Origin of the sequence: Phenylobacterium sp., assembly GCF_965229015.1 — a bacterium.
In the GTDB taxonomy this organism is placed as follows: domain Bacteria; phylum Pseudomonadota; class Alphaproteobacteria; order Caulobacterales; family Caulobacteraceae; genus Phenylobacterium.
This window is the reverse complement of the sequence record NZ_CBDDIM010000001.1, coordinates 2,513,184-2,525,360: the sequence shown is the minus strand read 5'-3', so window position 1 is coordinate 2,525,360 and position 12,177 is coordinate 2,513,184. Positions and strand designations below refer to the sequence as shown.

General features: G+C 68.8%; 9 protein-coding genes. 4 read left to right on the top strand and 5 right to left on the bottom strand.

Annotation, left to right across the window (positions count from 1 at the left end; translation table 11 throughout):
• Positions 1 to 55: 55 nt before the first annotated feature.
• The 4 genes from ACO06I_RS12660 to ACO06I_RS12645 form a co-directional block, all read right to left on the bottom strand.
• Positions 56 to 1,264 (bottom strand): acyl-CoA dehydrogenase family protein, encoded by a 1,209-nt coding sequence (locus ACO06I_RS12660; RefSeq protein WP_421932926.1) that lies wholly within the window; start codon positions 1,262 to 1,264, stop codon positions 56 to 58.
• A gap of 36 nt (positions 1,265 to 1,300) precedes the next feature.
• A complete protein-coding gene (locus tag ACO06I_RS12655) occupies positions 1,301 to 2,509 on the bottom strand; it encodes an acyl-CoA dehydrogenase family protein (protein WP_421932925.1) in 1,209 nt (402 codons plus the stop codon).
• Positions 2,510 to 2,578: 69 nt separating this feature from the next.
• Positions 2,579 to 3,790 (bottom strand): acyl-CoA dehydrogenase family protein, encoded by a 1,212-nt coding sequence (locus ACO06I_RS12650; RefSeq protein ID WP_421932924.1) that lies wholly within the window; start codon positions 3,788 to 3,790, stop codon positions 2,579 to 2,581.
• Positions 3,791 to 3,874: 84 nt separating this feature from the next.
• Positions 3,875 to 5,098, bottom strand: a complete 1,224-nt coding sequence (locus tag ACO06I_RS12645; RefSeq protein WP_421932923.1) for an acyl-CoA dehydrogenase family protein — start codon at positions 5,096 to 5,098, stop codon at positions 3,875 to 3,877.
• Positions 5,099 to 5,247: 149 nt separating this feature from the next.
• On the opposite strand from ACO06I_RS12645, the gene ACO06I_RS12640 reads away from it, so the two are divergent.
• The gene (locus ACO06I_RS12640; RefSeq protein ID WP_421932922.1) at positions 5,248 to 6,921 is read left to right on the top strand and encodes a phosphatidylglycerol lysyltransferase domain-containing protein; all 1,674 of its coding nucleotides are present in this window, start codon (positions 5,248 to 5,250) and stop codon (positions 6,919 to 6,921) included.
• Between the two features lies 1 nt (position 6,922).
• Here the strand turns inward: ACO06I_RS12640 and ACO06I_RS12635 are convergent, their stop codons facing one another.
• On the bottom strand, positions 6,923 to 7,114 hold the full coding sequence (locus ACO06I_RS12635; RefSeq protein WP_421932921.1) for a hypothetical protein: 192 nt from the start codon (positions 7,112 to 7,114) through the stop codon (positions 6,923 to 6,925).
• Between the two features lie 227 nt (positions 7,115 to 7,341).
• On the opposite strand from ACO06I_RS12635, the gene ACO06I_RS12630 reads away from it, so the two are divergent.
• The 3 genes from ACO06I_RS12630 (at position 7,342) to ACO06I_RS12620 (ending at position 12,172) form a co-directional block, all read left to right on the top strand.
• The gene (locus ACO06I_RS12630) at positions 7,342 to 10,389 is read left to right on the top strand and encodes a peptidoglycan-binding protein (protein ID WP_421932920.1); all 3,048 of its coding nucleotides are present in this window, start codon (positions 7,342 to 7,344) and stop codon (positions 10,387 to 10,389) included.
• An 80-nt stretch (positions 10,390 to 10,469) separates the two neighbouring features.
• Positions 10,470 to 11,390, top strand: a complete 921-nt coding sequence (locus ACO06I_RS12625; protein ID WP_421932919.1) for a sulfite exporter TauE/SafE family protein — start codon at positions 10,470 to 10,472, stop codon at positions 11,388 to 11,390.
• On the top strand, positions 11,390 to 12,172 hold the full coding sequence (locus tag ACO06I_RS12620) for a TIGR02186 family protein (protein WP_421932918.1): 783 nt from the start codon (positions 11,390 to 11,392) through the stop codon (positions 12,170 to 12,172). The genes ACO06I_RS12625 and ACO06I_RS12620 overlap by 1 nt, the downstream gene beginning before the upstream one ends.
• Positions 12,173 to 12,177: the final 5 nt, after the last annotated feature.

The window sequence follows — 12,177 nt, the reverse complement described above, 5'->3', positions numbered from 1 at the left end:
TGGGTCCCGGATCGGCCTGGCGGCCGTCCGGGATGACGTCAGAGAGAGCTCCGCATCAGTTGTTCTGCGTCAGGTCCGGCAGGCCCAGGATGCGCTTGGAGATGATGTTGTTCTGCACCTCCTGCGAACCGCCATAGATGGTGGTGGCCTTGCCGCCGAGCCAGCCGCGCACGGCGCCCAGTTCCTCGGCGGTGAAGTCCTCGCCTTCCCAGCCCAGACCCTGGTGACCCATGATCTCGAGGGTGAGTTCGGCGCGGTCCTGCATCCAGCGGGTGCCGGCGTTCTTCATGATCGAGGTGGCGGCCGAGGGGCCGGAGTTCGAACGCGCTTCCATCATCGACCGCACGGCGGTCTGCTGGAAGGCGCGGCCGTCCATCTCGTTCATGATCAGGCGGGTGCGCAGGTCGGTGTCGGACAGGCGGCCGGTCTCATCGACCCCCACATAGTCCTTGGCCATCTGCACGACGCCGCGGCCGCCGAAGCCCATGCCGCCGCCGCCGGCGCCGCTGAGGCCCGAGCGCTCATGCTGCAGCAGACGCTTGGCGATGGTCCAGCCGCCGTTCAGCGGGCCCACCAGGTTCTTCTTGTCGGCGATCGCGTCGGTGAAGAAGGTTTCGCAGAAAGGAGAGTTGCCGGCGATCAGAGGAATCGGGCGGACTTCGACGCCCGGCTGATGCATCGTGAACAGCACGAAGGAGATGCCTTCATGCTTCTTCGAAGTATCCGTGCGGACCAGGCAGAAACACCAGTCGGCGTATTGGGCGCCGCTCGTCCAGATCTTCTGGCCGTTGATGACGAAATGGTCACCCTTATCTTCGGCCTTGCACTGAAGACTTGCCAGGTCGGAGCCGGCGCCCGGCTCGGAGAAGCCCTGGCACCATTGCAGCTCACCCTTCACGATCGGCGGGATGTGCTCCTGCTTCTGCTCTTCCGTGCCGTATTCCAGCAGGGTCGGGCCGAACATCATCACGCCCATGCCGCCGATGGGGTTGTAGGCCCCGGCGCGGCCCAGCTCCTGCTGGATCACGCGGGCCTCGGCCGCCGACAGGCCGCCGCCGCCATAGGCCTTGGGCCAGGTGGGGACGCCCCAACCCTTTTCGCCCATGGCCTTGCGCCAGGCTTCCTGCTCCGGGGAGGGCGTCGAGCGCTCTTCCCGCATCATCGGGTTCGGACGGCCCTTGAGGGACGCGGGGAAGTTCGCCGCGATCCACTCCTTGGCCTCGGTGCGCAGGGCGTCCAGGTCGCCGCCGCCAAAGTCTGCCATTTAAAAATTCTCCTTGAAAATCAAGTCACTAGAAAATCAGTGGGATTGGGTGTGGTCGGGAAGACCCAGGATCCGCTTCGAGATGATGTTGTTCTGCACCTCGTTGGAACCTCCATAGATCGAACCCGCCTTGCCGGAAAGCCAGCTGCGCACGGCGGCCAGCTCCTCGGCCGTGAAGTCGGCGCCTTCCCAGCCCAGGCCCTGGTGGCCCATGAACTCGAGCGTCAGCTCGGCGCGGTCCTGCATGGCCTTCATGTTGGCGTTCTTCATGATCGAGGTCGCCGCCGAGGGGCCGGAATTGCCCTTGGCCTCCAGGGCCGCGCGACGGACGGTGAGCGCGAGCGCCTTCTTGTCCATCTCGTTCATGATGATGCGGGTGCGCAGGTCGCTGTCGGCCAGGCGGCCGGCGGCGTCCTCGCCCACATACTTCTTGGCCACCACGCCCAGGGCGGGTTCGGCCACCGGACCGGCGCGGCCGCCGTTCATGCCTGAGCGCTCGTGCTGCAGGAGGCGCTTGGCCACCGTCCAGCCGCCGTTCAGCGGGCCGATCAGGTTTTCCTTGGGCACCTTCACGTCGGTGAAGAAGGTCTCGCAGAAGGGCGAGGAGCCGGCGATCAGGCGGATCGGACGGACCTCGACGCCCGGCTGGTGCATGTCGAACACCACGAAGGAGATGCCTTCGTGCTTCTTGGTGTTGTCGGTGCGGACCAGGCAGAAGATCATGTCGGCGTATTGGCCGCCGCTCGTCCAGATCTTGCTTCCGTTAACCAGGAAGTGGTCTCCCTTGTCTTCAGCTTTCGTCTGCAGGGAGGCCAGATCAGAGCCGGCGCCCGGCTCGCTGAAACCTTGGCACCACCGGACCTTGCCGGTGACGATGTCGGGGATATACTTGCGCTTCTGTTCCTCGGTCCCGTATTCCAGCAGGGTCGGGCCGAACATGCCCACGCCCATGCCGCCGATCGGGTTGACCGCGCCGATCTTGGCCATCTCGGCCTGCAGCACGCGGGCCTCGGCCGCCGACAGGCCGCCGCCGCCATAGGCCGCCGGCCAGGTGGGAACGCCCCAGCCCTTGGCGCCCATGCGCTCCTTCCACACGGCGAAGTCGCCGGTGGGCTTGTCGGGGCTCATCAGAGCCGCCTGCTGAGCGTCGACATTCTTGCTCAGGGACTTGGGGAAATTCGCCTCGAGCCATTCGCGCGCTTCGGCGCGGAAAGCGTCGAGATCAGCGCCTCCGAAATCTGCCATGAAAATTCTCCCTTAAATTCAAATTCTTATAATTCACTATAGCACAAAAAGCGGTCTTTCGGAGTCCCCCTACTTGGGGTCCGGCAGGCCGAGGACGCGCTTGGAGACCACGTTGAGATTGATCTCCGAGGTGCCGCCCTCGATGGAGTTGCCCTTGGAGCGCAGCCAGGCGCGCACCGTGGCCAGTTCGTTGGCCTCATAGCCCTCGCCGTCCCAGCCCAGGCCGCTCGCGCCCATGGCCTCGACCATCAGCTCGTTGCGGTCCTGGGCGATCTTGGCGCCGGCGTACTTCATGATCGAGGTGGCCGAGGAGGGGCCCTGGTTGGACTTGGCCTCGTCGGCCGCGCGCCGCACCGTCAGCTGGAAGGCCCGGGTCTCCATCAGGTGCTCGGTGATCCGGCGGCGCAGGTCGGTGTCGGCCAGCCGGCCGCTGGCGTCGGTCCCGATGTAGTGCTTGGCCGCCTCGTTGACGGTCATGGTGGCCTGGGCCGCCCCCAGGTTGCCGCCGCCGAGCCCCGCCGAGATGTTGTCGCGCTCGAACTGAAGCAGTCGTTTCGCCACCGTCCAGCCGCCGTTCAGCGGGCCGAACAGCTGGTCCTTGGGGACCTTCACGTCGGTGAAGAAGGTCTCGCAGAAGGGCGAGGTGCCGTTGATCAGCCGGATCGGCCGGACCTCGACGCCGGGCGTCTTCATGTCGATCAGCAGGAAGCTGATGCCCTCATGCTTCTTTGAGGTGTCGGTACGCACCAGGCAGAAGCACCAGTCGGCCAGATTTGCGCCAGAAGTCCAAATCTTTGAACCATTTACCAGCCAGTGGTCGCCCTTGTCCTCGGCGCGGGTTTGAAGGCTCGCCAGGTCGGAACCGGAGCCCGGCTCGGAATAGCCCTGGCACCAGCGGACCTCGCCCTTGATGATCCCGGGCAGGTGCTGGCGCTTGAGCTCCTCGGTCCCGTACTCCACCAGGGTGGGGCCGAACATCATCACCCCCATGCCGCCGATGGGGTTGCGGGCGCCGATCGCCGCCATCTCCTCGGCCAGCACGCGGGCTTCCGCGCGGGACAGGCCGCCGGCGCCGTACTGGGCCGGCCAGGTCGGCGTGCCCCAGCCCTTGGCGCCCATGGCCTGGCGCCAGGCCTTGGCGTCGGGGGTCTCGGTCCCGCCCATGGCCGCGGCCAACTGGGCGGCCGGGTTCTTCTTCAGGGACTCAGGGAAGTTCGCGTCGAGCCAAGCCTTGGCCTCCGCGCGGAATGCGGTGGTGTCCTCGCCGCCGAAGTCAGCCATGGGAAAATCGCCTTCTGAAAATCCGTCGTTCAAATCGAAAGGAAGCGCCGCCCTGAAATTGAGCGGCGCCTTGGATGTATGCGCTTACTTCGGATCGGGTAGGCCCAGCACCCGCTTGGCCACCACATTGATGTTCACCTCGGTCGTCCCGCCCTCGATGGAATTGCCCTTGGAGCGCAGCCAGCCGTGGGTCGCCGTCAGCTCGCCCGGCGTGAAGTCGTCGCCCGACCAGCCCAAACCCTGATGGCCCATGGACTCGATCATCAGCTCCGACCGCTCCTTGGCGAACTCGGCCGCGGCGAACTTGATGATCGAGGTGGCCGCGCTCGGCCCGTTGCTGGCCCGCGCCTCCGCCGCCGTCCGCGCGATGGTCATCCGCAGCGAGCGGAAGTCCATCTCGTTGCGGGTGATCCGCTGGCGCAGGTCCGCATCGGCCAGTCTACCGGTGTCATCGGTTCCGTTGTAGCTCTTGGCCACCACCGGCAGGTCCGCCGCCGACCCCCCGGCCCCGCCGCCGCCGCCGAACCCGCCCGAGATGTTCTGGCGCTCGTACTGCAGCAGCCGCTTGGCGATCTCCCACCCGCCATTGACCTTGCCCACCAGCTGGTCCTTGGGGATCTTCACGTCCGTGAAGAAGGTCTCGCAGAACGGACTCTCCCCTGAAATCAACTGGATAGGCCGCGTCTCGACCCCCGGCGTCCGCATGTCGATCAGCACGAAACTGATCCCCTCATGCTTCTTGCTCGTATCGGTCCGCACCAAACAGAAGCACCAATCGGCCTTGTCGGCGTAGCTCGTCCAAATCTTTTGGCCGTTAATCAGCCAGTGGTCGCCCTTGTCCTCGCAGCGGGTGGCGAGGCTGGCGAGGTCGGAGCCGGCGCCCGGCTCGGAATAGCCTTGGCACCAACGGATCTCGCCGCGGACGATCGGGGGCAGGAAGGTCTTCTTCTGCTCTTCGGTGCCATATTCCAGCAGCACGGGGCCGAGCATCCAGATGCCGAAGGCCAGGACGCCGGGACGGTAGCGGCCGGCGGCCAGCTCCTGGTCCAGAACCCGCGCCTCGGCGGGCGAAAGGCCGCCGCCGCCGTATTCCTTGGGCCAGGTGGGGGTGGTCCACCCCTTCTCGCCCATGCGCTTGGTCCACACAGCCTGGGGGTCGTCTCCGCCGGCGAAGGCGCGGCCGCCCCAGACGGCTTCCGGATCGGTCTTGGCCTTGGGATCCCGCAGCTCGGCCGGATAGTTGGCCTCCAGCCAGGCGCGAACGTCCTTGCGGAACGTGTCGATGTCGCCGCCGCCGAAGTCGGCCATGGAATCCTCCCGAGGTCTCAAGCTTTTCGCCCGGCCACATTAGCGTCGGGGCCCTCAAGAGCAAGGAACGAAACGCTTGTTTGACCCGGCCCAAAGCTCAAAAATCAGCTATGAAGGCGGCCGGCCTTTCGCCGCTGCACGGACCGTGAATGAGATTTTGGCGAGAATTGAAGCCGGCGGCCTTCGCGGTCGCCCCCTTCATCGGCGCGGTGCTGACCCTGGCGGCCGGCGTGATGCTGGTGGCGTCGGGCGCGACGCCTTCGGTCCCCGACCGCTTCCTGCGCCTCTATCAGGTTACGCCGGTCTATCTGATCGAGGTCAGCCACTTCCTTTCCAGCATCCTGGGCCTGACCCTGGTGATGCTGGCCTTCGGCCTGCGGGCGCGGCTGGACGCGGCCTGGGCGGCCACCATGGGCGCCCTGTTGCTGGCCGCGCCGCTGTCGCTGCTCAAGGGCTTCGTCTGGGAGGAGACCGCGGCCCTCGTGGCGCTCGCCTTCCTGCTGCTGCCCTTCCGCGGGGCCTTCCCAAGGCTGGCGCGGCTGTCGCGCATGGAGATCACCCCGGGCTGGCTGGCCTCGGCCTTCGCGGTCCTGATGGGGGCGGGGCTGCTGGGGCTCTGGTCCTTCCAGCACGCCGACTACGCCGACCAGCCGTTCTGGCGGATGATGGTGGACGCCGATGCGGCGCGCTCGATCCGCGCCTGGGCCGGGGCGGCCATCGCCCTCTTCGCCTTCGGCCTGTGGCGCATGGTGGCCACCGCGGCCACGCCGCAGGTGGTGGGGGAGGCCGATCCGGACTTCCAGCGCGTGCGCCACATCCTGGCCAAGGCTGAGGTCGCCGAGCCGGGCTCCAACCTGGCCCTGCTCGGGGACAAGCGGTTCCTGTTCTCCGCCAGCGGCGAGAGCTTCCTGATGTTCGGGGTCCGTGGGCGTTCCTGGATCGCGCTCGGCGCGCCGGTCGGCCGCCGCGACGAGCAGCTCGAGCTGTTGTGGCGCTTCCGCGAGCTGGCCGACGCCCATGCCGCGAGGCCGGGCATCTACGGCATCGGCGCCGAACACCTGCCTGACGTGGTGGAGCTGGGCTTCTCCATCCAGAAGGTCGGCGAGTCCGCCGCCGTGCCCCTGGAGAGCTTCCAGATCGAGGGCCGCCGGCGGGGCAACCTGCGACGCGCCTGGCGCAAGGCCGCCGAGGAGGGGGCGACCTTCGAGGTCCTGCCGCCGGAACGGATCAGCGACATCATCCCGGAATTGGCGGCGGTCTCCGACGTCTGGCTGGCCGAACACGCCGGCGGGGAGAAGGGCTTCTCCATGGGCGGCTTCCACCCCGGCTATGTCTCGGAGTTTCCGGTGGCGGTGGTGCGGTTCCACGGCGCCATCGTGGCCTTCGCCACCCTGTGGACCACGGCGGCCAAGAGCTCGTTCTCCATGGACCTCATGCGCTACGGCCCCAACGGGCCGAAGAACATCATGGACTACCTGTTCGTGGAGCTCATCGCCTGGGGCCGGACCCAGGGTTATCAGGCCTTCGAGTTCGGCATGGCCCCCCTGGCGGGGCTGGAGGACCGCCCCTTGGCGCCGGTGATGTCGCGGGTGGGCAAGCTGTTCTTCGAGCGCGGCGAGGAGATCTACAACTTCCAGGGCGTGCGCCGGTACAAGGACAAGTACGATCCCGTCTGGCAGCCCCGCTACATCGCCGCTCCGCGCAAGTGGGCCATTCCGCTGCTGCTGGCCGATGTGGGCCTGCTCTCCTCCGGTGGGGTGGCGGGCCTCGCCAAGCGTCCGAAGAAGGCCGAGGAGCCGGAGGCGCCTCCGCTGGCGGCCTGACCTAGCGTCCCGTCGTCACCCCCAGCAGGTTCACCAGGTGGACCAGCAGGATCAGGGCGGCGGCGGCGGCCGTCACCATGATCAGCCTATGGGGCGCCATGCGCACCCCCTTCAGCGGATCGGGCGGCTGGGCGCCGCGCCAGCCGGCGAAGATCGCGATGGCCAGGGCGGCGGCGATCAATCCAAGGGTCACGGGAAGCGTCATGTGCGACGGCGTAGCGCAGGCTGGCGGCGACCGCAAAGTGGCTTCGCCGCTTGACCTTCGCGACGACGCCATCCCTGGCCCCGCCTGGGTTCGCCGGGCGCGCGGTTCATCCACAGCCAATCGCTCAAGACGCTATATCTAGCGTTAACGTCGCGTTTACACCCCAAGGATCGGTAGCTAGCGTCCGAAGTCGATCCTTTGGAGAACGATTCGGTATGAGCTCGGGGACGCCATGGAGCGTCAAAGGGATCGACCCAAAAGCCCGGGAGGTCGCTAAGGACCTCGCCCGGCGCTCCGGGATGACTCTGGGTGAATGGCTAAACCACATGATCCTCGAGGACGAGGGTCCCGACGAGGTCACATCGGAATCCTATTTCACCGAACTCAGGGGCCAGGACCACGAGCCGCTCCGGCCCGAGGCCTTCCTCACCGAGGCCCCGCGCCCCGAGCCCGTCTATGTCGAGCCGCCCCGCGCCGAGGCGCCCCGGCCCCAGGCGCCGCCGGCCCCCGAACCCGCCAGCCGCTACGAGGTGCCCGAGCATCCGGCCGACGAGATCGGTCGCGTCACCATGGCTCTCGACCGCCTGACCGACCGCATCGAGCATTCCGAGGGCCGCGCGGGGCTGGCCATCAGCGCCGTCGAGCATTCCGTCCGCGAGGCCCTGTCGCGTATCGAGCTGGCCGAGCGCGAGAACATCGCCGTGGCGGCGCGTTTCGAGGGCGCCGTCGACGAGACCAAGACCGAGCAGGCCCGGCTGGCCGAACGCCTCCGCCGCGTCGAGCAGGAGGCCGCCGGCCCCCGCTCCGCCGAGGCCCTGCGCGCCCTGGAGCAGGCGCTCGGCAAGGTCGCCAATCACCTCTACGAGGGCGAGAACCGCACCCGTGAGACCCTGACCGCCCTGCGCGACCGGGTGAACGAGGTCGAGGCTCGCGGCGGCGGCGATCCCACCGCCCTGATCGAGGAGGTGGTCACCCGGGTCGGCGATCGCCTGGCCGACGCGGAGTCGCGCACCGCCGCGGCCATGGAGGGGCTGAAGGACGCCTTCTCCAATCTCGACGGCCGCATCCGGGTCGTGGAGGGCGGCGCCTCGCCGGCCATCGACAAGCGGCTGGAGGAACTGGCCGCCAACCTCACCCGCCGGGTCGACGCCGCGCGCGGCGAGATCGCCCAGAAGCTGCAGGTCTCCGCCGAGGGTCGTTTCGACCGCATGGAGCGCAAGCTGGCGGAGATGAGCGACCATGTCCGCCTGGCCGAGCAGCGCTCGGCCCAGGCCATCGAGAAGATGGGCCGGGAGGTCCTGACCGTGGCCGACAACCTCAATCGCCGGGTCCAGGCGACCGAGCACCGCAGCGCCGACGCCATCGAGACGGTGGGCGGCGAGGTGGCCCGGATCGCCCAGGCCATGGAGAGCAAGCTCGGACGCACCGACAGCGTCCACGCCGAGGCGCTGGAACGCCTGGGCGCGGAGATCGGCCGCATCACCGAGAAGCTTTCCGAACGCATCGCCAACGCCGAGCGCCGCTCGGCCCAGGCCATCGACGATGTCGGCGAACAGGTGGCCCGCGTCACCGAGCGTATGAACCAGCGCAGCGAGCGCGCCTCCGACGACCTGGTGGAGCGCATCCGCCAGAGTGAGGAACGCACCGCCCGGATGCTGGAGGAGGCGCGCGAGAAGATCGATGCCCGCCTGGGCGAGTCCCACCGTCGGCTGTCGGAACAGGTGGCCGCCGCCCCGATCGTGCGTGCGCCGGTGGTTCCCCCCGAGCCCCTGTCGCCCTTTGGCCCCGATCCCTTCCCGAGCTTCGGTCCCGCCGAACCTGCCGCCGATCCCCTGGCGCGCCAGGCCTTCGCCCCGCCGGAGACCGGTCCGGACGCCCCCACAGGCTTCCCCGGCCAACCCTTCCTGGGGGAGGCCGAGCGCCCCGCCTTCGACGCCGAGGACTTCGAGGCCGCCGACGGCTTCGCCCCCATCGGCGAGGAGTTGGCCGAGGTCGAGGAGCCCGCCGAGATCTACGAGGAGCCCCTGGGCTCCAACACCGTGCCGGCGCCGGAGCCCGGCCGCCCGCTCTCGACCCGCGAAGTGATCGAGCAGGCCCGCGCCGCCGCCCGCGCCTCGGTGCAGAACGACGGCAAGTCCAAGCGGGCCAAGCCTGCAAAGGAAAAGAAGGCCAAGGCCGAGAAGGTCGCCAAGGAGCCGGGAACCTCGCTGTTTGCCAGCTTCGGCGCCCGGCCCAAGCGCCGCGCCGGATCTTCCCTGCAGACCGCCCTGATGGTGGTGGGGGGCGCGGCCTGCCTGAGCCTGGCCACCGCCAGCTTCATGCTGATGGACGGCAAGCCCGGCGGCGCCCCGCCCAAGCGGGTGGCCGACGCCCTGGCCTCCCTGAATGGCGGCCGCTCCGAAGAGATCATGGCGCCGGAGGCCGACACGACGCCCTTCGGCGACGGTCCCCGCGTGGCCATCGCGCTCTCGCCCCAGCCTATCGCGCCCGGAACCCCGCCGGCGGCCGACCTGGCCCAGCGCTTCGCCACCGCCGCGGCGGCCGTCGAAGCCAAGCAGCCGGGCGGCCTGGACCAGCTCAAGACCGTGGCCAATCTCGGCCACGCGCCGGCGCAATTCTACCTGGCCAAGCTCTACGAGAACGGCACCGGCGGGGTGAAGAAGGACCTCGTCGAGGCTCGCCGCTGGACCGAGCGGGCGGCCGAGGGCGGCGACCCCAAGGCGATGCACAACCTTGGCATCTCCTACATTTCCGGCGCCGGCGGCCCGAAGAACTCCACCACCGCGGCCCAGTGGTTCCGCCGCGCCGCCGACCTTGGCCTGGTGGACAGCCAGTACAACCTCGCCGCCCTCTATGAGCAGGGCCTGGGCGTCAGCCAGAACGCGGCGGAGTCCTACAAGTGGTACCTGATCGCCGCCCGCACCGGCGACGGCGAAGCCCGCTCCAGCGCCCAGCGGGTGGCCTCCGGCCTCTCGCCCGACGCCCGCACGGTGGCCGAGCGCGCCGCGGCGGCCTTCCGCGCCGCCCAGCCCAATCCCTCGGTGGCGCCGACCGCCACGGCCGCCGTCGGCGCGGCCTCCCCCACCGTGATCACCGCCCAGCGCGCCCTCTCTCGGCTCGGCTACTACCAGGGCCCCACCGACGGCAGCGCGTCCGGCGCCCTGAAGCTGGCGGTGGCCGCCTACCAACGCGACCAAGGCATGTCGCCCACCGGCCAGCTCGATCCGACGACGGTTTCCAGGCTTTCCGTCTTCACCCGGTGAGGGCCTAGCGCCGGACGGCTTCATCTTGAGGCCAGAATCCGGCTCAAAATCTTTTAGTCTGGGCGCGATAAGGGGCGACCGTGGACCTCTACCTCCCCATCGCCGAAGTCTCGGTCAATGCGCCGCTCCTGGTGGCGCTGGGCGCGCTGGTGGGCTTCATCTCGGGCCTGTTCGGCATCGGCGGCGGCTTCCTGATGACGCCGGTCCTGGTGCTGATGGGGATACCGCCGGCCGTGGCCGTAGCCAGCATGGCCAATCACGTGGCGGCCTCCTCCACCTCCAGCGTGATCTCCTACACCCGCAGGCGGGCGGTGGACTTCCGCATGGGCGGCATCCTGGCGGCCGGCGGGGCGGCGGGCTCCATCGTCGGGGTTGAGATCTTCCGCTGGCTGCGTCTGCTGGGCCAGGCCGATCTGGTGGTCTCGCTCTCCTACCTGATCTTCCTCGGGATCATCGGCGGGCTGATGCTGGTGGAGTCGCTGCAGGCGATCCTGCGCCGACGCGGCGGCCATCCTCCCAAGCCGCGGGGTGATCGCCGGCCGCTCTGGCTCTATGGCCTGCCCCTGAAGATGCGCTTCCCGCGCTCGCGCCTCTATATCAGCGTCATCCCGCCGATCCTGCTGGGGGTCTTCGTGGGAATCCTCTCGGCCATCATGGGGGTGGGGGGCGGCTTCATCCTGGTCCCGGCCATGGTCTACATCCTGCGCATGCCGGCCGGGGTGGTGGTGGGCACCAGCCTGTTCCAGATCATCATCACCACCTCGCTGACCGGGGTGCTGCAGGCCGGACGCAACCAGACCGTCGACATCGTCCTGGCCACCCTGCTGCTGGTGGGGGGCGTCCTGGGCGCTCAGCTCGGCGCCAAGGCCTCCTCGCGGTTTCGGGCCGAGGAGCTTCGCGCCCTGCTGGCCCTGATTGTACTGCTGGTGGGCCTGCGCATGGGGCTTGGCCTGTTCTTCACCCCCGCCGAGCCCTTCGTCCTGATGTCGGGGATGGGATGATGCCCCTCGACATCCCGTCCCCCACGGCGCCCCAGCTCACCGCCTCGCCGGCGGCGGTCTCGGCGGCGCTCACCACCACCCAGGTGCGGGTGACCTCCGGCTTCCACGGCGCCCGCATCGTCCTCTATGGCGCGGTCTTCGACCCCACCACCAGGCCCAGCGACGTCGTGGTGATCGTGCGCGGCCCCGAGCAGCCGATCCGCATCGCGCGCAAGACCAAGGTGGCGGGCGTCTGGGTCAACAGCCGTCCGGTGGTGTTCCGCGGCGCGCCCGGCTTCTACATGACCGCCTCCACCCGGCCCCTGGACCAGATCGCCGGCTTCGGGACCCTGCGGCGCCTGGGCGCCGGCATCGATCACCTGGCCATCAACGCCCCCTTCGAGGAGCGTATCGAGACCCGCTACGGCGTCCGCGACGTGGTGGTGAGCCGGCTGGGGGGCGACTATCTCGACTGGCGGCGCGCCGTGGTGCGGCTGAAGGAGACCGCGGGCCTGTATGACGCCGACGACCGCGGCGTGGCCTTCGTGGACAAGGGTCTGTTCAAGGCCGAGATCGACCTGCCCACCGACGCCCCGATCGGAACCTACCAGGCCGAGATCATCCTCTTCCAGGACGGCCAGCCGGTGTCGCGCAAGGTCCGTCCCCTGACGGTGGAGAAGGCCGGGGTGGAGCGGACACTTTACCTCTTCGCCCATCGTAGCCCATGGTTATATGGCCTGGTCTCAATGGCCCTGGCGCTCGGCGCGGGCTGGGCCGCCTCGGTCACCTTCCGGAGGAACTGACGCCT